Source organism: Coleofasciculus sp. E2-BRE-01 (assembly GCF_040221695.1).
Lineage (GTDB): Bacteria > Cyanobacteriota > Cyanobacteriia > Cyanobacteriales > Coleofasciculaceae > Coleofasciculus.
Window position 1 is genome coordinate 1 of sequence record NZ_JAVKEA010000177.1, and the last position, 21,682, is coordinate 21,682.

Here is a 21,682-nt window from a genome sequence, read left to right on the forward strand (position 1 = left end):
TTGGATCATCACCCAGGTGATTATCATTCTCATTCACGTATTCATTCGCAATAAACCTGTCAATAAGCTCTCATCTTTTCGAGGCTTGAGGGGGGAAATGCAATGTAAGCCAAGCTTTTGAGCTGCTTGTCACCCCTTCAGCATCTTACCTTTTCCAGTCCGTGATTTTCTGACCACTGCCTTGTTGGAAGTGAACGACTGCTGTGTAGTCACCCGTTTCTTGTTCTCGCTTGAGCCAAAGGTCTAAGGTGTTCCGACTAATGTTCACATTCATTTAAATTGGGAATGGGCGGTGCTCAAGATAGTGACACCACAAGGATGAGAACAATTCAAGACATTCATTAGGGTTGAAATGATCAACAGCTTATCCACGAACTTAGACCCCCTTCTTACTTGTGGTTGGGTCGAATCACCCTGCCACCGGTGGGGGGTTTGCGATCGCGTGACCTCAACTATCCATATCCAAGATTCCAGAACCCCCTTCTTACTTGTGGTTGGGTCGAATCACCCTGCCGCCGGTGGGGGTTTGCGATCGCGTGACCTCAACTATCCATATCCAAGATTCCAAGATTCTCTCCTTACTTTAGGATACTCACAATATAGAGTGGATGCTGCCTTCAATAAATGTCCTAACGTGTGTGCGTAGTGCTATATCGCTCAGTGGAGGTTAGGGTTTCCTACTAATGAATCCCGGCAACGGGATTGAAACCTTAAGCCAAAGACCAAACCGCTAGATTAGGGCACGGCAATGCCGTGCCCCTACCCCATCAATTATCCCTGATGTAGGGACGTGATACTATCGTGCCCTATTATCTCAAACTGAGCGACTTAAGAGGATTGAAATTTTATTTTTGGAAAAATGCGATCGCACGTTTTGCCAGGGTGATTGAAATTGTTGCGACACAGATGCAGTATTCAAGCCGACATAATACCATGAGTTAAGCGATCGAGGCGTTCGGAATAACTTTTCATCACATTCAAGGCAAACATTGGTGTTTCCTGAACCGCAAACAGGAATCGCTGCTGATCCAGAAATGCCAAGGTACAATCTGTTTTCGCGATCGCGCTATAGGTTCTGTCGTCTACTCCAATCAATGTTCCGGTACCAAACACCTCACCCTTGCCGATGGTTTCCACAATATTACCATTGACACAGATGTTGACTTCTCCATCCAATATGCCATACATATAGTTCGCTGGATCACCTTCTTGGAAAATAACCTGATCGGCAGAAAATGTCTTAGGTTCAGCCTGTTGTTGTAAGATGCTGACTGTGTTTGCGGGTTCTAACATGGTCTGTATGCCAGATCATTTGATGTTTTGAGAATATACCGCAAGCGGACAAAAAACAAGATCTAGCCAAAGGCAGAAGACATGGTTTGTAGGGGCGGGTTTCACTATTATCGTTTCGGTTGTACCCAGATGTGACTCAACCCGCCCTGACGCAGGTTTATCTCGCTTCTACTAACAAAGTTTGATACGCCGCCTCAATTCGTTCCACTTCCGATGACACATCTGTCTCTAATGTCTTCAACCGCTCTAATTCCGTCCCATTATTAATCTCATGGGACTCTTTTTGAGCGATTAAATTATCCAACTCTGACTTGCGAGCATTAATATCATCATTCATCCGTTCCGTCACTTCTCGCTCATACACATCAAAGCATTCTTTCACCGCATCGTGAATCGGTTGCCATTGTTCTCGTGCGACTTGAGGCAAGTATTTAACTAACTCTTTCTTCGCCGCTTTCACCAACTCCTTCCGCGCTTGATCCGCTTGCACAACCCCAACGCCTAACCCCAATAACGCCAATCCCACGGGTCCTAAAACCACACCTGATACGGCTGTAATCATCGCTCCAACACCCATCACCGTAATAAAATTAAGGGCGATATTTTTCCAATCAAACCCCGCCCCCGCCATGGCTACCCCGGCAATATTTCCTCTTGCTAAGGAAAAGAGTCCCGCTGCCCATTTTGCCCAAGCGGGAGCATTATCTGCTGGGGTTGTCCCAATCACCGGAGAGATGCGTTGTCCGGTTAATTTTTCGGTAATTTTCTCCGTAACCTTGGTATAGGATGCGCCATAACTGGCGGCACTTTTCGATAACTGCAAAAACGCGCTATCCATCTCTTTTTCGGCGATTAAACTCCAGGCAGATAATTTATCATTTATATACCGCTCAAATGCCTGTTGTAGTCCAGCTTCAAAGGCTTCGCGCCTCCCTCGACTCAAAAAATCCATGAATTGAAAATCCGGCTGATACTGCATGAAATCAGCTTCAAAGGTATTCCCCAAATTTAAAGTATATGTGCGGAATGAATCAGCCACCGCCTTTGCATTACTATCCCGTACCGATTTAATTTCAGCTTGGAACTGCTGACAGATTTCATTCAGTTTATTGAATTCGGGTTCTACGGAATTAATCCGTTCTTTTAACTCCTGAACATCCTGTTCCAGCAAGGGAATTCGCCGTTCAATCGCCTCCCGCACATGACTATACCCTTGACGCGCCAAGGTTCTGGCTTGGCGGAATTCCGCCACGGCGCGTTCGCTGGTTAAAAATGTACTTAATGCGCCCAAAAACTCTGGAAATCCGGTTCCTTCTAGAGACGCCGTTGGCTGCTTGACTCGTAACCGCAGCGCTTTAATCGCGGAAATCTCAAACACTCGTTCATCATAAATATCATGCCCATCGACTTGACAGTAATCGGCTAAGTTAGCTCGAAATACACGCCGCACTTTATCTTCCGATTCTTCGAGTTCTTCGGTATCATCTGGATCAATCAAACTTTCGCGAATCTGATCCCAAGCATTAATTAAAAAGAAAACCGATAATCCTCGATCCTTAATGTAATTTTCTAAATAACGGCGTTCAGCCAAGGTACAAGGTTGGGTTGCCCGCAGTACAAATAAAATCGCATGGCAATTATTGATATATCCCAGGGATAACTCGTTCCGGGCTTCAGTATCATTAAGTCCAGGGCTATCGACGATTTCGATACCTTTTTGTAATAACGGTAAGGGATACTCTACGACAGCATAATCAACATTAGGGAATGCCTGTTTCTTTTGTTGTTCCAGTTGCTTGGCTTCGGCGGGGTCAATCGTGTAGCGGCGCTTAAAACTTTTAAAGTCAATATCTTCCGGGGGTGTCCCATCATTAAAATGAACGGTAACTTTTTTTTCTGTCCCATACCGCAACACGGTTAATAAGGCGGTACAGGGATTCACATCGGAGGGTAATAAGTTCTCGCCAATTAAGGCATTCAGAAACGTACTTTTGCCCCGTTTCATATCCCCCAAAACCAGTAATCTGAATACACCTTGTTGTAAATTTTTACTGGCTCGGCTTAAATCATCAATATCCCGTTCCAACCCCAAACCGCCAGAGGTATCCTTTCCTGTAGCTTCCCCCTGTTCCAGGGTTTGGGCGATTTCACCCAGACTGGTGGCGACTTGCGATCGCACTCTGGCAACTCGCTCTAAATTATTCAGAAAACTGTCTGTTTCTATTTTGTAACTCATTGTTTATTTATTCCGTAAGCATTCGTTTTATTCTGTAGAGACGTTGCATGCAACGTCTCTACAAATAGGTGGGCAATTCCCACCCTACCATGCGCTTAAATTTCACCCGGTACTAACAATAACTCCTCATACACAGATTCAACCTGCCGACATTCAGCTAAAATATCAGCATCTAAACCTCTCAACCGTTTTAACTCAGTTTGCCGATTAATCTCACGAGATTCTTTTTGATCCAGCAAGTTATCTAACTCGGCTTGACGGGATTTAATATCATCATTAAGGCGTTGAATTACTTCCCGCTCATAACTATCAAAACAATCTTTCACCGCTTGACGAATCGGTTCTTGCTGTTCCTGGCTGAGTTGCGGTAAATATTTCACAAACTCTTTTTTCGTCGCTTTAATCACCTCTTGGCGGGCTTGTTCGGCTTGCAGTGCGCCCACACCCAAACCCATCAACGCTAATCCAATGGGATTCCAAAACGTCAGCCCTGTAAAAATTAATAAAAAGCTGCTAATCCCAATTACCGCTAACCAATTCACCAGGATATTTTGCCAAGTAAACCCAGCAGCGGCTAAAGCCACACCCGCCACATTTCCCGACGCTAAGGAGAAAAACCCCATCGCCCATTTTGCCCAAGTGGGTGACTCTTCCCCTGCATCAACCCGAACTCCCGGCGGTATCGTTTGTCCAATTAGCTTCTCAGTCATGGAATCAACAATTTGATTATAGGTTGCGCCATAATTAGCGGCACTTTGAGCAAGTTGGGAAAACCCCTCTTGTAAATACTCCTCCGCCGTGCGTTCCCACTCGGCTAATTTATCCTGAATATACTGCTCAAACGCTTGCTTTAATGTCGCATTAAACGCCTCTCGTCTCTCCGCTTGCAAGAACTCCAGAAAGTCAATTGTCGGCTGATAGCGTAAGAAATCAGATTCAAATGTCTTTTCTAAGTTCAGCACATAAGTACGACACGAATCCGCCACCGCTTTAACTTTTGTATCCCGCATCGTCCGAATTTCATCCTGGAATTGATCGCGGATTTGGGTCAATTGCTCAAACTCCGGTTCAACCCCCTGAATCCGTTGTTTTAATTCCTGAATATCTTGGTCGAGTAAGGGAATTCGCCGTTCAATCGCTTCGTGAGTGCGGCTATAAACTTGACGCGCCAGCGTTCTCGCTTGGCGTAATTGTGCCACGGCGCGTTCTTGGGTCAAAAAGGTATTCAGCGCCCCTAAAAATGCTGGGAATCCTGTTCCTTCTAGGGAATCCTCTGCATCTTTCACCCGCCGCCGCAGTGCTTCCAGGGAGGAAAGCTCAAACACTCGTTCCTCATAGCGATTCTGTCCATCTTTTTGACAGTAATCAGTTAGATAGGTTTGGAATACGGTGCGTAACCGATTTTGTGCTTCTTCAAGTTCATCGGGATCATCCGGATCAATCAATCCTTTGCCGATTTCATCCCAAGCGTTAATTAGAAAGAAAACCGTTAATCCGCGCCCTTTAATGTAATTTTCTAAATAGCGGCGTTCTTCTAGGGTACAAGGCTGCATCGCCCTGAATACAAACAAGATAGCGTGGCAGTTGTGGATATAGTTGAGTGATAATTCATTCCGGGCTTCGGTATCGTTCAGCCCTGGACTATCAACAATTTCAATCCCTTTTTCTAAGAGAGGTAAGGGATATTCGACAACGGCATAGTCAACGTCGGGAAATGCCGAACTTTTCTCCGCTTCCAGGCGTTTGGCTTCCGTGGGATCGATGGTATAGTTTTGCTTAAAACTGGCAAAATCGAGGGATTCTGGCGGTTTATCGTCTTTAAAATAAACCGTGACTTTTTTTTGCGTTCCGTAGCGCAAAACTGTCAGCAGCGCTGTACAAGGATTCACATCGGCTGGCAATAAGTTCTCACCAATCAAGGCATTGAGGAACGTACTCTTACCTCGTTTCAAGTCTCCCAATACCAGCAGCCGAAATAAACCCTTCTGCAAATTGTCGCTGGCAATCTGGATATCTTCGCTTTCCCGTTCTAGACTCAATTTCCCAGAGGTTTCTTCAGCGTCCAATTCTGCTTGATTTAGCCGTTTGGCAATTTGACTCAGATGCGTCGCCGCTTGATGGCGCACTCTCACCACTCGCTCCAAATCCCTGAGGAAGCTGGTATTATCTGCGGTATAGCTCATAGTTTTTTCTGATTCACGCTTTGGGTGAGATGAAGGAAGGTTTGAGTGTGTAGGGGCTGGTTTGACCGATAACGTTCAGGAGAAAACCTCTAACTTTACTAAACCCGCCCCGATCAAATGCAAGAGTTAAATTCCCTGTTCCCTGTTCCCTGTTCCCTGTGACACACCGAGCGAAGTCGAGGTGTTCCCTGTTCCCTGTTTCCTAAGACTTCTTATCGCCTTCGAGGAAAATCTTATAGCCAATAAAGCCAATAACGCCGATAATCATAATCGTCGCGATCGCAGCACTCACCCGTACAACCAGAACCGCCGCCACGACAAAGGCTAAGAACTTACCAAACATCACTAGCTTTCTCCCCCACCGTTGCAGCTTTCCTTCCGGTTGCTCATGCTTAACGGTTTGGTAGAGAGGAGGTTGATTAATTTCCGCTTCCAGTTCGCGTAGTCGGAGTTCTCGCTCTCGTTGGATCAGGTCGTGTTCCCGGCGCTGAAGCTCCCGGTCTTCATTATTGGGAGAAGTCATATCAGTTCATCCTAATCTCAGATCGATCACAATAGGTTATGAAAAGGTTAAAACTTTTTAGCAATTTAGATGTTGGGGGAGTCCAGTGTATCCCAACGCCCAATTAAAAATTATGGCGTGGGTCTTATTGCTCCCCCTCTCCCCCCAAAATTAGATAAATTTTCTCTTACTTTAACCTTAGAGCCTCAGCATCTGCTAGATCCGGTTAAAAAAACTTTAGGGCAAACTCCCTACACCAGCTTCCCCAGCTTCCCCACCCTCCAGCACTATTCTTGTTGGGTTGGCTGATGTTCAGCATCAACCAGGGTTTCTTTAGATTGATCGAGCATACCCTTACCAGAAGACGTGCGCTTTTTGGCATGAGTTGACGATTCTACAGGACGGATGTCGTCATGCAGATGAATCTGAATTTTCGGTCCCGAACTAGCTAGACGGATAATCATCCCATCCACAACCGACGTCTGGGTAATGCGTTTTCCATCGATATAGGTTCCGTTAGCACCTAAGCTGATAATTCGCCAACCTGAACCATTCCGCCGAAGTTCAACATGGTGACGTGAAACAACGGCGCTGTATAAAATGACATCATTATCCGTAGACCGCCCAATCCGAATCACCGATTCCGATTTAAATGGCCAACTTTGAACAGGTACAGACTGGAGAGGATGCAGCAGGGTCAGAGTAATCACCGGTGTTACATCATTCAAAAACGTGGGTCCTTTCGACTGACTGAATACTTCTAGAGTGTCCCATGAGTCTAGAACAGTTTGTCCTTGAGGGATACCATCGATCAACCCTAACTATTTGTCAATGGTCAGGAGTCAACACGGTAAAAGATTTTTCCAGAAATATTATAGAATTTACCTGTAAATCAGGCTTTTATGATTAACCCCCCTCCGCTTCAGTACATAGGCAAGCGACTCAGGACACTTGGAACAAAAACGTTACCATGTCCCCTTTGCCTAGGCTAATGCGATCGCCTTTGCGTAAGCGATGGCGATCACCTTTCGGTAACGGCGTATGGTTGATGTATGTTCCATTGGCGCTGCCCATATCTTCAAGATAGTAGGTATCTCCCTCGACGCGAATATCTGCATGAACTCGTGAAACAATCCCAGAATTAGGAAAACCTGACACATCAATATCAGGGGGAATCTGATCGTTAGGTTTACCGATATGAATCACACTGAGATGGGAGGGGAGTTCCATTTTTGTCTGGGTTTGTAGATGCAGCAGATAAACGGACTGCACCTGCAACTGCGTTTTGGCACTACCTGGCTTTGGTGTCGCCACAGGGGGCGGGGGGGGTTCTGTTTCCGGCTCCGGTGGGGCTGGCTTTTCTTCTTCTTCTGTTTTCGTTCCGGATTGACCAACCTGGGTAACGGGTAGCTCAGGAGGGGGATCGGGTTGCGGGTCAGGTATGGGTGGTTGGGAACTCATTGAAAGAGGTTCGGGTTCAATTAGAGGGTCAGGGGGGTCTAAATCGGGTACATCGGGAACCGACACTGGAGCTGGTGTATCTGGGCTTCCCGTTGAGCCACCGGCTTTCAGGTTAAAACCACATTGACCGCAGAAGCTAGCGTCTGTTTGAACTGTTGTACCACAGTTGGGACAATTCATGGTTGCAGGTAAGGGAGTATAGCAGGCTTCGCATTGAGTCGCACCGTCTGGATTTTGGTGATTGCAGTTAGGGCAAACAATCATAAGCTATTCAAGATTCACGCATTCAAAATTACCAACAAAAGCGGTTTCACGTAGAGACGTTGCATGCAACGTTTCTACTGAGGACAAAACCGCCGAAATCCTTCGAGTCAGCATGAGCCTTCCTCCTTCATCAAAACACAGTTAACCGTTCTACCTTAATAACTTGTTACATCAGGCTCACGGGTTCTCTGTCGTGGAAAGGAGCATTAGCCTTTTACAGCTTGACCGGCTTGCTGATCTAAAAGCCACCACAATTCCCCTTGAGGCTGAATGAACCGCGCCGGATAGGTCAAGGGGTCAGCCTCAGCCGCGAAGATTTGAGCCAGCGCTGGTTGCTTGCCCGCCCCCGCCACGAGAAACATCACGCAATGGGCTTGGTTAATCAAGGGTACAGTAAAAGTGATCCGAGGTTGACCCTCTTTATTGCCCACCGTCACCCGGCGATCGCAAACCTGTAGCGCTTGGGTATGAGGAAATAAAGATGCCGTATGCGCGTCGTCACCAATGCCTAATAAGATCACATCAAATTTAGGAAACTCGTCGGCGGCTACACCAAAGAACTCCCCTAGTTGAGCGTCGTGTTTAGAGGCGTCTGCTTCCGGAGACTCTCCGTCTGTGGGAATGGGGTGAATATTCGCGGCTGGGATATCAACGTGATCCAACCAAGCCTGACGCGCCATCGCTTGATTGCTATCCGGGTGATCGGCTGGAACATAGCGTTCATCACCCCAAAAGATATGCAGTTTATCCCAGGGTAGATTCTGGCTAGCTAGGGCTTCATAGAGGGGCTTGGGTGTACCGCCCCCCGCTAAAGCCAGGGTACAGCGCCCGGAGCGTTGGATTGCCTCCTGTATCTTCGTGAGGACAACATCACGCGATCGCTCAATCAGCGCTGCCTTATCGGGCAAAACTTCGACAATTTTTTTCATCAATCTTTACCTACTGACTAAAAAGGTTACTTGGTCTAGCCGACCATTTCAGTGGATAATTTCAGTACACCGTGGGGCGATAGTTGAAATATCCATGAGTTAATATGGGCAAGTCCCTCTACATGAACCCTAATTTTCCCATACTGTATCGGTTACACTCTCTGCTAGGGTAAAAAATTCCATGGCAACCAGCTTGCCCAGTAAAGTAGAAAGTGACCCCTCACAGTAATCTGAGGCTAAGTAAGATGAAAAGTAGTACTATGTATTCTTCGTTCGCGGGTTTAGCACTTAAGATAGTCGGACTGATCATGATCCTATCGTCCCTGTTGGATTATCTGATCCTGATTATTCCCTCTCCTGGTGTTAGCCCCCTTCAGAATGAATGGCAGCTTAATTTAACCACCCAGCTTGTTGACCGGGGGGTTATCCCGATGGTGGGAATTGCCTTTTTGGTAACAGGCTCTTGGATCAGCAATAACAGTGGTGGCTCGTTACCGGAGCGAAAATCGTCAATCACTGACTTGAGATTCTGGGCATTTTTACTCTCCAGCCTATTGGGTTTACTCTTCCTGTTGCTTGTCCCCTTGCACTTTAACAATGTCCGCATCCAAAGCAATCAAGCGATAGAACAGATTACTCAGCAAGCCCAGCAAGCTGAAACCCAACTGGAAACGCAAGTTCAGCAAATTGATACTCTGCTTCAAGATCCACAACAGCTAGAACGACTAGACCAAGCCATTGAAAGCGGTCAAGCTCAAGGAGAGCAACTCCAGCGACTCCAGGCACTCCGAGAACAATTGATAGCTCTTGGAGACGATCCCGACGCGATCGCGCAAAGAACTGAGCAAGCTCAGACTCAAATCCGCAGTCGTAGACAAGAACTTGAGCAACGCGCCCGAACTGAGGCATTAAAAAGAGGTATCCGCATCGGTTTAAGCAGCCTACTGTTAGCCATTGGCTACAGCATCATTGGCTGGATGGGATTGCGGAACTTGAGCAGTTAATCGGCAAGTCATTGCTATGCGAGCAACAGGCAAAAAGGTTTGATAACAGTCTCTAAATTGTCAGTTGATAGAGATTCACGATTCAATAGAAAATACACACAAGCGTCCTAATCACCCATTCCGAGATAACAAATAACCTCTATTCGAGCCAGTTGCCAACTGCTGTAGGTAATCCCCAGTTCTGCTTTTATGTGCCATCGGTTACGATTGGCATTGAGGCGGATTGGGGTTCTCAATTTCAGCAAACCGCTTTAGCTAGACTCATTTTTTTATAACCTTTGACATGTTCTCGATTTATATCCTCACCTACAACGAAGAACGAGATATTGAAGCGTGCATCAACTCAGCGCGGCTCTCGGATGACATCATTGTGGTGGATTCGTGTAGTAGCGATCGCACGGTAGAATTTGCCCAACGTTATCCTGTGCGAGTTGTATCTCATCCCTTTGAAAGTCATGGGCGTCAGCGTACTTGGATGCTGGAAAACCTCCCGACTAAGTATGAATGGGCTTACATCCTAGAAGCCGATGAACGGATGACCCCAGCCCTATTTGCTGAATGCCTAGAGGCGATAAAGGACAACCAGTACGTGGGATATTATGTCGCCGAACGGGTGATGTTCATGAATCAATGGATTCGTCACTGTACTCAGTATCCCCGTTACCAACTCCGTTTACTGCAAAAAGGTCAAGTCTGGTTTACTGATTATGGTCATACTGAACGGGAAGTCTGTAATGGATCTATAGGGTTCTTGAAAGAAACCTACCCGCACTATACCTGTAGTAAAGGGTTTAGCCGCTGGATTGAAAAACACAACCGCTACTCCACCGATGAAGCCCGGGAAACCTTACGCCAGCTAGAACAAGGCACCGTCAACTGGGGAGCGTTGCTGCTGGGGCGATCGGAAGTAGAACGGCGTCATGCCCTTAAAGATCTGTCGTTACGCTTGCCCTTTCGTCCATTACTCCGTTTTCTCTATATGTACATTTTCCTCGGAGGCTTCTTGGATGGACGCGCTGGCTTTACTTGGTGTACCTTACAGGCATTTTATGAATATCTAATTACCCTCAAGGTTTGGGAACTTAAGGAGCAACAACTGCCCACCATTGAGGCAACCGATTCCCAACTCTCTTTCTAAAGACCAACAGCTAAAGAGGTATTAGCCTATTCTGTATTGCTCCACCTCACATCAGCTCTTGAGTCTTTCTCTGATAAACTGTAAGGTGTGATACAAGTTTTTTAAGATAGTTAAATCCCTAGCAATGCCCGAGGAATGTTGGATGGGCTTTGATCCGAGACATTCTATAGCCTTGTCATCTAAAACAAGAATCCGTTTGCAAGAGTTGTAAAAAAATGGAATATTTCATCAGAAATCCGAGTGATTCGGCATCCTCCGTTACCCTAGAGTCAGCCAGGAAACAGAGGCGACGTGAAAAATCCCTCCGGAAACCCCCTTGGACAAGCTTAAATAGAGATATCAATACTTGCAACAATTCTTAACAAGCTTTACAACTAGAGATAGAACCCTCGACCAGAAGTACTGCTTCATTGGAGCAGCAAAAGGGGGTTGAGCAAGAGTTCATCCCCATCAACGGCTGGGAAAGCTGGCGGTGATTGCCGTGATCAGGTCAAGGTTTCAACAGCTTATACCAGTATTGGGGGAGCAATGACAGACATTTAAGAGCCATTGTAAGGAGAGTCAGTACTCTGTGATCCAACGCTTCAAGCAGGACTTAAAAAACGACCTAATCGCCGGTCTCCTGGTAGTGATTCCCCTCGCTACCACAATCTGGCTGACGATTACCATCGCCAATTGGGTGATCAATTTTCTCACCCGTATCCCTAAGCAACTCAACCCCTATAATAACCTCCACCCCATTTTGGTCAATCTCTTGAATTTACTGGTCGGGCTAACGGTGCCCCTCCTGTGCATTCTACTGATTGGCTTAATGGCACGTAATATTGTCGGGCGGTGGTTGCTGGATTTAGGAGAACGAGTGTTGCAGGCAATTCCCCTGGCTGGATCAGTCTATAAAACACTCAAACAGTTATTGGAAACCTTGCTTAAGGATTCCAGCAGTAAATTTCGGCGGGTGATTTTGGTAGAGTATCCGCGTCAGGGAATGTGGGCGATCGCCTTCGTCACGGGGACAGCAACGGGTGAAATTCAAGGCAAACTCAACGACACCATGTTGAATATTTTTATCCCCACCACTCCGAATCCGACCACCGGATGGTATGCTATTGTGCCGGAAACGGAAGTGATTAATCTTTCCATGTCCATCGAAGATGCCTTTAAGGTATTAATCTCTGGTGGAATTGTTGGACCGAGTGAATCCATGGGTGTACCCCTCCAGATGCCATACGGCAAGACGAAGCGAGAGCAACCTCTATCCGATATGCTGCAACAGCAGATGTTACCCACGGAAGAAAGTTCCTAGTAATTAGGGATTGGGGAAGAGGGTTATTGATGTACATAGCTAGCTTCTTTTCGGGAGCTAGTAAAACAAAGGACAAAGGACAAAGGACAAAACCATGCAACCCCGCAGAATTGCTCGTGAACTGGCACTTTTAGGTCTCTCTCAGATGTCTCGTGAACCGGAACAGCTTGATGAAAAACAACTGAGCCAGATGGTATTAGTCGCCGTGAGGACTCTAACCGATGAAATTAACGAAGCCTTAGAAACAGCCTCAGCCGAACTCAAACGCGGGAGCGATCGCCTCCTCGGTAGTGAAACCCGTGCGATCGACGTGCGAAGTTCCAAAACGATGGTTGCTGAAGCCATTGAACTGACTCAGAAGGCGATTAACCGTATCGGTGTCGCGGTAGAAATCCCGGAAATGATTCAGCTTGCGAATCAAGCCGACGTGCGGGCTTATGCGATAGAAATTCTCCAGGCGATTCGTCGTAGGCAAGTCGAAATTGACGAAATACTGGTTAAATCACTTAAAGATTGGCAAATCAATCGCTTACCCCGCATTGACCGCGATATTTTGCGAATAGCGGTGGCAGAAATGGCATTTTTAGGGATTCCTGATCGGGTGGCTATTAACGAAGCCATAGAACTGGCTAAACGCTACAGCGATCAAGAAGGGCATCGATTTGTGAATGGCGTGTTGCGGCGCGTCACTACCTGCATAAATGAGTCAGAGTCTCCAGCTCTAGAAAAATTAATATAAGTAAGTCGGTTAGCCCAGGTGAACGAGGATCGTCATTCGTCCTTTGTCCTTTGTCATACTCGCTTCCCTTGAAAGCAAGCTCAAAACTGACAACTCACAACTATCTCTAATTAGGTGCAATGGTATTTAATTGGTTCCGCCGCCAAGTTGGTAAAAGTGCAGCCTCTTCCGAGGAGAAAGAAGAGAAGCAAGAACAGCAGTCAGCCACTCCCCCGGTTGAATCGCCGAAATCGGAGAGTGAGTCTGCTACTCAGGAGCAATCATCAACAGTTGCTGACGATTATCTGAGTTGGGCAAAAGCGGCTTATACAAACCTGCAAAAGCAGGAGTCAGCGCCCTCAGAAGCTGAAACTGAAGCGCCGGAGGTACAACCTGACACGGCTGAATCTGCCCAGGCTGAACTAACAGAGAGTACAGAAGCCACAGAAACTGCCCCGGAAACGGTGGAAGCAGAGGAAGCGGAGGAAGCTGGGGAAGCGGAGGAAGCAGAGGAAGCAGAGGAAGCGGAGGAAGCAGAGGAAGCAGAGGAAGCTGGGGAAGCAGAGGAAGCAGAGGAAGCAGAGGAAGCTGGGGAAGCAGAGGCAGAAGACATTAGGGTTGAAGCGAGTAGTACCGCCCCCTCCCCAGAATCTCCTGGGGTAACTGAGGCGGAAACCGACACCGAACCAGTAGAACCTGAAGAAACGGAGACTCCAACGGCTTCAGATACTATAGCCGACGTGGAAACTGACACAGAGGAACCTGAACCTGGGGCGGCTGAAGAATCAGCAACTGTGCCAATTTGGGCAAGGAAATCCGAACGGGAAGAACGACTTAAACGGCTTGAAGCAACGGCAATTGAGACGCCAGAACCAGAATCTGTCGCGCCACCCACAACCCAACCCGAAGCCGAGGCGGATGTCGCCTTGGATGAAGAATTTTTGTGGTCAGCCAAAGTCTTAGCCGATCAAGGGCGTACCCCTGAGGATGTCTCCGCTGAGGAAATTAGCTGGCTCAAACAGCTTCGTTCTGGATTGGGCAAAACTCGTCGTGGCTTAGTCAATCAACTCAAGTCTATTGTCGGTCAGGGTCCGTTGAACCAAGACGCCGTGATGGAAATTGAGGCGTTGCTGTTGCAAGCGGATGTGGGTATCGAGGCAACGGATTACATTATTGAAACCCTGCAAGCTAGAATGCGCCAGGAAGTATTGCCTCCTGAACAGGCGATCGCGTATTTGAAACAAATTCTCCGGGATTTACTGGATAAACCCTGTCGCGAGTCTTACGGTTCCACTTTTTTCCCGGAAAAAGACACCCTGAATATCTGGTTGATGACGGGGGTGAATGGTGCGGGAAAAACCACCACGATTGGCAAACTGGCTCACTTAGCCAATAAATCGGATTACAAGTGTTTGATTGGTGCTGCCGATACCTTCCGGGCGGCGGCGGTGGAACAGGTGAAGATTTGGGGAGAACGCAGTAGCACAGAGGTGATTGCTAATCCGGGCAAGAATACTGATCCAGCCGCTGTGGTATTTGATTCAATCACAGCGGCTAAATCCCGAAATACGGAATTGCTTTTGGTAGACACCGCAGGGCGTTTGCAAAATAAGAAAAATCTGATGGAAGAATTGGCGAAAATTCGCCGGATTATTGACAAAAAAGCACCTGAGGCGAAGGTAGAATCGTTGCTGGTATTGGATGCTACCCTCGGTCAAAATGGTTTGCGTCAAGCTGAGGTGTTCTCGGAAGCGGCAAAATTGAGTGGTGTGGTGTTGACTAAGTTGGATGGTACGGCTAAAGGCGGTGTGGCTTTGGCGATCGTGCAGCAATTGGGATTGCCGATTCGGTTTATCGGTGCTGGGGAAGGGATTGAAGATTTACGTCCGTTCTCAAGTTATGAGTTTGTGGAAGCGTTATTGAGTGGATGATGTACCCCAAAGGACAAAGGACAAAGGACAAATGACAAATGACAAAGGACAAATGACAAAGGACAAAGGACAAAGGACAAATGACAAATGACAAATGACAAATGACAAAGGACAAATGACAAATGACAAATGACAAATGACAGAAAAATGAGAAAAATATGTAGTGATGTAACAATAACCGGATCAGATTAAGAAGTATTGCAATAACTTGAACCCGTTGCTATGGTATGCATTGTCCATTTAGCGAATGCTTGTGGGAACTATGAATATCATGCTAAACATTGGCGACTATGCCCATCATCGTTCAACTGGGAACGTGGGTAAAGTTGTAGCTTATGGGCATCAAATCGTAGATGGTGTGTATTTACCCACTCTCAACGTTGAAGTACAGGTAGTGAATGAGAGTGGGAAGAAGAAACGAATATTTATTGAAGACGTGTTTCAGGAATGGATGCAGGTGGAGCAAGGCGTTCATCCAGGGAAGCCGACTGAGACGGATTTAGCGATCGCGTAACGTTGAAAGGAGGCGGGGTGAGGCGTCCTGATTTCTCAACCTCGAAGGATTTTCCGCTACTCACCCGACACCTGACACCCCGCACCCGGTCACCCCACACCCGGTCTAGTGATATCAATCGTAATTGTGCCGCCAAAGTCAGGGATAGGAGCAGCAGGTTTACTCAGCCGCACTTGTACTCGCTCGACTCTATCGAGCTTTAACAGAGCATCTGCGATCGCGCTAGCTAATTTTTCCACTAAGGAAACCTTAGAGTTGGCGATCAGTTGCTTAACCGTGTCAATGGCTTGGCGGTAATCCAGAGTGTCTTTAATGTCGTCACTCTCACCAGCGGGAGCTAAATCTAGCCATAACGTCAGATCCACTTCAAACCATTGTCCAAGTACCCGCTCTTCTGGCAGATAACCCGTATAGCCGTAAGACCGAATTTTATTGACCTGTATGCAATCCATTGACAATACCAACTAAACAACTAATACCCAATCTATTTCCCCATCCCGCTTCCCCACACCCCACACCCCACACCCCATACCCCACACCCTGCCTACCTTTGACGCGAGCTTGTCACCCCTTCAGGTTGACACCAATGCGCCATCCCCTCATCCCATATAAGCATTCTCTCTATGCTTTCTATTGAAAATCCAAATGCAAAGAATGGAGCATCGTCAGTTAATCTAATTGAAGAAATATTAGGAAGCGTTACAAAGCTTAACTCTTCGCGGAAATTATGAGATAGTGTTCCAAAGACTTGACGCTTTCTGAGTACCCTGTCGTTCTCTCACTCCTCCGAGCTTAATGCAAATCGCTAATCGTATACATTTTAGAAACCTGCAAGGTGACATATTTGGGGGGATCACCGCTGCGATTATCGCCCTCCCCATGGCACTGGCTTTCGGTGTTGCCTCTGGTGCTGGCGCTGTAGCTGGTCTTTGGGGTGCTGTTTTAGTTGGCTTCTTTGCTGCCCTGTTTGGTGGTACACCCACTCTCATTTCTGAACCCACAGGTCCAATGACCGTGGTCATGACTGCTGTTATCGCTAACCTGACGGCGACGGCGGGTACAGAAAAGGGTATGGCTATGGCATTTACCGTAGTCATGATGGCAGGGGTATTCCAGATTATTCTGGGTACATTGCGGTTGGGTCGATACGTTACCCTGATGCCCTATACCGTAGTATCTGGATTTATGTCTGGGATTGGATTTATCCTGGTCATCCTGCAACTTGCACCATTTCTAGGACAGGAGAGTTCTAAGGGTGGCATCTTGGGTACCATTCAAAACATCCCTGACCTGATTGAGAATATCAATCCCGGTGAAACGGCTCTGGCGGTTTTAACGGTTGCAATTCTAGTAATACAACCATTCTTATTGCAATCTGCGCCGTCTAATATTAAGAAGTTTTTCCCACCGCCCCAGTTAATAGCGATGGTGATCGGAACAGTAGTGGCGTTGGTACTGTTCCCTCAGATGGAAATGATCCGTCGCATTGGTGAGATCCCTCAAGCTTTACCGACTTTACAGGTTCCAACTTTTAGTGCGGCAGAATTCCAAACCATGCTCATCAATGCCTTGGTTTTGGGGATGCTCGGTTGTATTGATGCTCTACTCACCTCCGTTGTTGCCGATAGCTTAACTCGCACTCAGCATGACTCGAACAAAGAATTAATTGGTCAAGGTTTAGGGAACTTGGCATCTGGTTTATGTGGCGGTATTGCAGGTGCGGGTGCAACCATGGGAACCGTGGTTAATATCCAAACTGGTGCAAGAACGGCTCTATCTGGTTTAACTCGTGCCTTTATCTTGCTGGTCGTCATTTTAGGAGCTGCCAGTCTAACAGCTTGGATTCCGATGGCAGTTCTGGCAGGAATTGCCCTCAAGGTTGGTATAGATATTATTGACTGGGGTTTCCTGAAGCGAGCGCATCAGGTTTCAATTAAGGGCGCCATGATTATGTATGGCGTGATCATCCTGACTGTATTTGTGGACTTGATTGTCGCTGTTGGCGTTGGTGTATTCGTTGCTAATCTCTTGACCATTGAACGTCTCTCCAAACTTCAAGCCAATGATGTTAAGACGATTACGGATGCCGATGATGCTATCCAGATGACTGATGAAGAGAAAGAACTGATTGATCAAACTGATGGTCGCATCCTATTGTTCCACCTAAGTGGACCGATGATCTTTGGGGTATCCAAGGCAATATCCCGTCAGCAAAATGCGATGGCAGATCATGATGTCCTGATTGTAGACTTAAGTGATGTTCCACACTTGGGTGTTACCTCTTCGTTGGCGATTGAAAATTCCATCCAAGAAGCCATTGATAAAGGTCGTCAAGTCTTCATTGTTGGTGCTACGGGTCAGATTAAGCGACGCCTGCAAAAACTTGGGGTTCTCTCACTCTTACCGGCGAATCATTTGCATGTTGATCGGACAGAAGCCTTGCGGCAAGCCGTTGCTGTGGTCAAGGGATATGAACTCCCAGCAAATGGTACATTGTCTACTGCCTATCCCACTCAATCCGATGATGTTGCCATCAGCAACTAGCAGGTTCTAATCAGGCTTGTTATCTATGATTGATATCTAACCCTCCTGTCTCCGGGGTATTTTTTTTTCGTTTAGGGTTTGTCAGATCTCCGATTCCTTCAAGAAATCGGAAATCTATAGCACTACGCATTGAGGTTAGGACAATAAAATTAGGTGAAAAGGCAATAGGGAATAGGCAATAGGCAACAGGGTAATGTCCTAACCTATGCCCGTAATGCTATAGTATCCAATCTGGATGATAAGAAAGGATTGGGATAATTATTAAAAATATTAAATCTGTAAATTTTCTTAAATTTGCCACAAAGACTTATAATTATAGTACAACTTAAACTTAGTAAAATAAGGTTTGTTTTTGCCAATTAACCAGATGCAAACCTTTGTCTAGACCGATAAGGATAGGTCTGTGCCAAAAAACCGAGCCAGATGATCTGACAATAAATTGATCACGTTAGGGTTGTGCGATAGGTATTCCTTTTATCTCAGCGCACTCTATGGAGGGGCTAAATATATTTGAGTGTCACTCAACCTCAAAGGTAACTCATCAATCAATCTCACAGACTTGAAAATAAACAATAGATGCAGACCATGATTTTTTCCGACCTGATACAACCCATTCCCATATTAGCAACAGCACCAGAAAATGGGTCAATTGTACTCGCTGGTGTGTTGCTCAGTTTAGTTATCATTTATATTGCCAGTAAACTGGGGGGAGAGTTATCCAAGGCAGTTGATTTACCGCCAGTTTTAGGTGAATTAGTCGGCGGTGTTGTTGTGGGTGCTTCAGCATTGCATTTGCTTGTTTTCCCCGAAAGTGGTGCAGTTGCGGCTGATTCGCTACTAATGAAGCTGCTGCAATGGATTGGTGATTTAAGCCCAGAGGCTGTTGTCAATGTCTTTGAAACCCAGAGTGAAGTCGTCTCGGTTTTAGCTGAAATCGGGGTAATCATCCTCTTATTTGAGATTGGCTTAGAATCGGATCTACGGGATCTCAAAGAAGTCGGTTATCAAGCGGCAATTGTGGCGGTGGTGGGTGTCGTCGCCCCCTTTGCAGCGGGTACAGCCGGGTTAATGTTTTTCTTTAATGTTGCCGCGATTCCGGCAATTTTTGCAGGTGCAGCGTTAACCGCCACCAGTATTGGGATTACGTCTAAAGTTCTCTCGGAATTAGGGCGTCTCAAATCAAAAGAAGGTCAAATTATTGTCGGGGCGGCGGTTATTGATGATGTTTTGGGTATCATCGTCTTAGCCGTGGTTGCTAGTCTGGCTAAAACAGGTGAGGTTGATGTTTTCAACGTTATCTATCTGATTATTAGTGCGACTGTTTTCCTTCTCGGTTCTATTTTCCTGGGTAAGTTTTTCAACCGATCCTTTGTGGCGATTGCGGATAAGTTACAAACGCGAGGACAATTGGTTATTCCGGCGTTTACCTTTGCGTTTTTAATGGCGTTCTTAGCGAATGTAATCCAATTAGAAGCGATTTTAGGGGCATTTGCAGCCGGATTGGTTCTGGATGAAACGGATAAGCGCAAAGAACTGGATAAGCAAGTTGTTCCCATTGCCGATATTTTAGTCCCCATTTTCTTTGTGGCTGTGGGTGCGAAAGCGGATTTAGGCGTTCTCAATCCTGCGGTTCCGGCAAATAGGGAAGGATTAGTGATTGCTGTTTTCTTAATTGGGGTGGCGATTATCGGGAAATTGGTTACAGGTTGGACATTTATTGGTCAACCTCAAATTAACCGCTTGGCGATTGGGGTTGGTATGATTCCTCGTGGTGAAGTGGGATTGGTGTTTGCGGGAATTGGTTCAGCCAGCGGGGTTTTGAGTAAGCCTTTAGAAGCGGCGATTATCATTATGGTGATTCTGACGACATTCTTAGCGCCACCTTTCTTGCGAGTAGCGTTTAAAGGTTCCCCGGAACCTGCGGAAGTTGAAGAGTCTAAAGAAGCTCTGGAACAAGCAGATTTGTTTGGATAGAGAACTGTAGGGGCACGGCAGTAGATAAACAATGGTGCGTTACGCTTTGCTAACGCACCCTACTGTTGTGGCACACCTTATTTGATGAATTAGAATTACGCCCGGAAACTGTAGGGGCGCAAAGACTTGCGCCCGATTCAATGGTCAAATCTATTCCACAATTTTAGCTGTGTCAGTCCACTCCGGCTATAGAAAACGGGTTTACTGATTCCCAATTTCAGCTAACACTTGATGTAACGCCCCACGATGCCTCCAGCCAACGAATCCGCTGTAAAGACATTCCCCTTCGGGATTAGCAACAAAAATATGGTCAACGTGTAACGGACTTGTCCAGATGCGAATCGTGAATCCGTTAGCTAAAGTGATGTAGGGTTGACTACGGGGAAAGTCTCGCGGATGAGCATCGGTCATTCCAGGTATTGACTGCAAGCGTTCAATTAACTGAGCGGTAAAATCTAGGGGGTAAGGGTTAGTTATTGTCGGATTTGCCCAAAATTCCCGGATAATTCCAATGACAGTAGGATGATTTTTGAGTTGGGCATGGGCTAAATTGGGGATACTTACAAACTTGGCACCGGAAAACTTGGTTGATTCAACAATAATTGTGCCGTCGCTACCCCTATCTCTATCGCCAGCAATGACTAATGTAGGAATCTTTTTGGCGATGGATTGTGCAATCTGGCGGCGATTGATACCTAGCGCACCAGCCATACCGATACCAACACTAAAGGGGTCTATTAGTCGGGCTAAATCTGCCCCGCCAATGGGGGATGCAACCAGTACAAATGATTCTATCTGATACCACCATTCGGGATGTTGATTGAGAATTTCTAGCCAAATTAAACCGCCCATGGAATGACCGATAATTCGGATTGGGGTATCAGGATATTGGGTAATGGTTTCAGTGGCGACTCTTTCTACGTGTTGAATTAATGGTTCAATACGCCACCAGGTTTTCAACCAACCCAGATTAGGTGTAACCAAGTGAGACTGGGGAGTGGCTAAGTTTTTCGCTAGGGCTGCGATCGCGTGATGGGTATCCGCCCAGCCATGTTGGGCAAATATAATAAAGTCTGGGGTTTGGTTCATGGGCTTCAATCTGTCAAGAAGGAATCAGGAATAAAATGAAGTTGACGAATTAAAACAGCGCTTACCACAACTCTTGATGGTCTGGAAGCGCCAAGCAGCAGAGGGAATGTTGAGTCATGGCTTATAGCGATTTTAAAACCATCAATCAAGTTAAAGCTACGTTCGATCTTACTATTAATCTGATTAATCTGTTTTCTCAAAGCGAACAAGTCGAACCAAGCGAATACCTTAAAATGACCCTGAAGCGTAACTTAAAAGTCGCTTTTGATAACGATACTGAAAAAGCTCGTTCAGAGTTAATTATTGCACCGTTGTTGATAGAAATAAGAGAGATATTTAAGGGTCAAGTTAGCTTATTTTCTGGTCGAGATTTTAATGTTGATGCCACCCAAGGACTCAATGGCTTTTGTGATTATATTTTGAGTGCCTCACCGTTTACATTAGAAATCGAGTCTCCAGTGGTGACAATTGTCGAAGCCAAAAATGAGAGTACTAAGCTGTCATGCATTTAAATTGGGTATTAGTAGCGAGCAAGATGCTCGCACTACAAAGATTTCCCCATTATTGATATTAAGGTTTAAATGCCGAACAGCTTAATG

General features: G+C 46.3%; 20 protein-coding genes. 9 read left to right on the top strand and 11 right to left on the bottom strand.

Annotation, left to right across the window (positions count from 1 at the left end):
- Nucleotides 1-145 precede the first annotated feature (145 nt).
- The 8 genes from RIG66_RS21580 to pgl form a co-directional block, all read right to left on the bottom strand.
- Nucleotides 146-274: a hypothetical protein gene (locus tag RIG66_RS21580; RefSeq protein WP_446380786.1), complete on the bottom strand. Its 129-nt coding sequence runs from the start codon at nucleotides 272-274 to the stop codon at nucleotides 146-148.
- 641 nt (nucleotides 275-915) lie between these two features.
- On the bottom strand, nucleotides 916-1,293 hold the full coding sequence (locus RIG66_RS21585; protein WP_446380787.1) for a Crp/Fnr family transcriptional regulator: 378 nt from the start codon (nucleotides 1,291-1,293) through the stop codon (nucleotides 916-918).
- Between the two features lie 157 nt (nucleotides 1,294-1,450).
- Nucleotides 1,451-3,529, bottom strand: coding sequence for a dynamin family protein (locus RIG66_RS21590; protein WP_446380788.1), 2,079 nt, complete (start codon nucleotides 3,527-3,529; stop codon nucleotides 1,451-1,453).
- Nucleotides 3,530-3,624: 95 nt separating this feature from the next.
- A complete protein-coding gene (locus tag RIG66_RS21595) occupies nucleotides 3,625-5,712 on the bottom strand; it encodes a dynamin family protein (protein ID WP_446380789.1) in 2,088 nt (695 codons plus the stop codon).
- 202 nt (nucleotides 5,713-5,914) lie between these two features.
- Nucleotides 5,915-6,235 (bottom strand): hypothetical protein, encoded by a 321-nt coding sequence (locus RIG66_RS21600; protein WP_006102729.1) that lies wholly within the window; start codon nucleotides 6,233-6,235, stop codon nucleotides 5,915-5,917.
- A gap of 266 nt (nucleotides 6,236-6,501) precedes the next feature.
- Entirely contained in the window at nucleotides 6,502-6,924 is a 423-nt protein-coding gene (locus RIG66_RS21605; RefSeq protein ID WP_446380813.1) for an FHA domain-containing protein, read from the bottom strand.
- Nucleotides 6,925-7,156: 232 nt separating this feature from the next.
- Nucleotides 7,157-7,939 carry an FHA domain-containing protein gene (locus RIG66_RS21610; RefSeq protein WP_446380790.1) on the bottom strand — a complete coding sequence of 261 codons (783 nt, stop codon included), beginning with the start codon at nucleotides 7,937-7,939 and terminating at the stop codon, nucleotides 7,157-7,159.
- A 206-nt stretch (nucleotides 7,940-8,145) separates the two neighbouring features.
- Nucleotides 8,146-8,868, bottom strand: coding sequence for a 6-phosphogluconolactonase (gene pgl, locus RIG66_RS21615; RefSeq protein ID WP_446380791.1), 723 nt, complete (start codon nucleotides 8,866-8,868; stop codon nucleotides 8,146-8,148).
- Between the two features lie 260 nt (nucleotides 8,869-9,128).
- On the opposite strand from pgl, the gene hpsJ-B reads away from it, so the two are divergent.
- Nucleotides 9,129-9,872 carry a hormogonium polysaccharide biosynthesis protein HpsJ gene (gene hpsJ-B, locus RIG66_RS21620; protein ID WP_446380792.1) on the top strand — a complete coding sequence of 248 codons (744 nt, stop codon included), beginning with the start codon at nucleotides 9,129-9,131 and terminating at the stop codon, nucleotides 9,870-9,872.
- A 107-nt stretch (nucleotides 9,873-9,979) separates the two neighbouring features.
- Here the strand turns inward: hpsJ-B and RIG66_RS21625 are convergent, their stop codons facing one another.
- Nucleotides 9,980-10,108 (bottom strand): hypothetical protein, encoded by a 129-nt coding sequence (locus RIG66_RS21625; protein WP_446380793.1) that lies wholly within the window; start codon nucleotides 10,106-10,108, stop codon nucleotides 9,980-9,982.
- A gap of 47 nt (nucleotides 10,109-10,155) precedes the next feature.
- Here RIG66_RS21625 and RIG66_RS21630 point away from each other — a divergent pair, with 47 nt between their 5' ends.
- The 5 genes from RIG66_RS21630 to RIG66_RS21650 all read left to right on the top strand — a co-directional run bounded on the left by RIG66_RS21630 (nucleotide 10,156) and on the right by RIG66_RS21650 (nucleotide 15,476).
- Nucleotides 10,156-11,010: a glycosyltransferase family 2 protein gene (locus tag RIG66_RS21630; RefSeq protein ID WP_446380794.1), complete on the top strand. Its 855-nt coding sequence runs from the start codon at nucleotides 10,156-10,158 to the stop codon at nucleotides 11,008-11,010.
- 571 nt (nucleotides 11,011-11,581) lie between these two features.
- Nucleotides 11,582-12,313, top strand: coding sequence for a DUF502 domain-containing protein (locus RIG66_RS21635; protein ID WP_446380795.1), 732 nt, complete (start codon nucleotides 11,582-11,584; stop codon nucleotides 12,311-12,313).
- 94 nt (nucleotides 12,314-12,407) lie between these two features.
- Nucleotides 12,408-13,052 (top strand): transcription antitermination factor NusB, encoded by a 645-nt coding sequence (nusB, locus tag RIG66_RS21640; RefSeq protein ID WP_446380796.1) that lies wholly within the window; start codon nucleotides 12,408-12,410, stop codon nucleotides 13,050-13,052.
- A 119-nt stretch (nucleotides 13,053-13,171) separates the two neighbouring features.
- Complete coding sequence (gene ftsY, locus RIG66_RS21645; RefSeq protein ID WP_446380797.1) at nucleotides 13,172-14,962, top strand: signal recognition particle-docking protein FtsY; 1,791 nt, start codon at nucleotides 13,172-13,174, stop codon at nucleotides 14,960-14,962.
- 262 nt (nucleotides 14,963-15,224) lie between these two features.
- Entirely contained in the window at nucleotides 15,225-15,476 is a 252-nt protein-coding gene (locus RIG66_RS21650; RefSeq protein WP_446380798.1) for a hypothetical protein, read from the top strand.
- A gap of 89 nt (nucleotides 15,477-15,565) precedes the next feature.
- On the opposite strand, the gene folB is transcribed toward RIG66_RS21650, so the two are convergent.
- Nucleotides 15,566-15,928, bottom strand: a complete 363-nt coding sequence (gene folB, locus RIG66_RS21655; protein ID WP_044208635.1) for a dihydroneopterin aldolase — start codon at nucleotides 15,926-15,928, stop codon at nucleotides 15,566-15,568.
- Nucleotides 15,929-16,271: 343 nt separating this feature from the next.
- Between folB and bicA the strand changes: the two genes are divergently transcribed.
- Both bicA and RIG66_RS21665 read left to right on the top strand, forming a co-directional pair.
- On the top strand, nucleotides 16,272-18,020 hold the full coding sequence (bicA, locus tag RIG66_RS21660; protein ID WP_446380799.1) for a bicarbonate transporter BicA: 1,749 nt from the start codon (nucleotides 16,272-16,274) through the stop codon (nucleotides 18,018-18,020).
- A 585-nt stretch (nucleotides 18,021-18,605) separates the two neighbouring features.
- Nucleotides 18,606-19,994, top strand: a complete 1,389-nt coding sequence (locus tag RIG66_RS21665) for a cation:proton antiporter (protein WP_446380814.1) — start codon at nucleotides 18,606-18,608, stop codon at nucleotides 19,992-19,994.
- A gap of 201 nt (nucleotides 19,995-20,195) precedes the next feature.
- On the opposite strand, the gene RIG66_RS21670 is transcribed toward RIG66_RS21665, so the two are convergent.
- A complete protein-coding gene (locus RIG66_RS21670) occupies nucleotides 20,196-21,083 on the bottom strand; it encodes an alpha/beta fold hydrolase (protein ID WP_446380800.1) in 888 nt (295 codons plus the stop codon).
- Between the two features lie 116 nt (nucleotides 21,084-21,199).
- Here RIG66_RS21670 and RIG66_RS21675 point away from each other — a divergent pair, with 116 nt between their 5' ends.
- On the top strand, nucleotides 21,200-21,595 hold the full coding sequence (locus tag RIG66_RS21675) for a hypothetical protein (protein WP_446380801.1): 396 nt from the start codon (nucleotides 21,200-21,202) through the stop codon (nucleotides 21,593-21,595).
- Nucleotides 21,596-21,682: the final 87 nt, after the last annotated feature.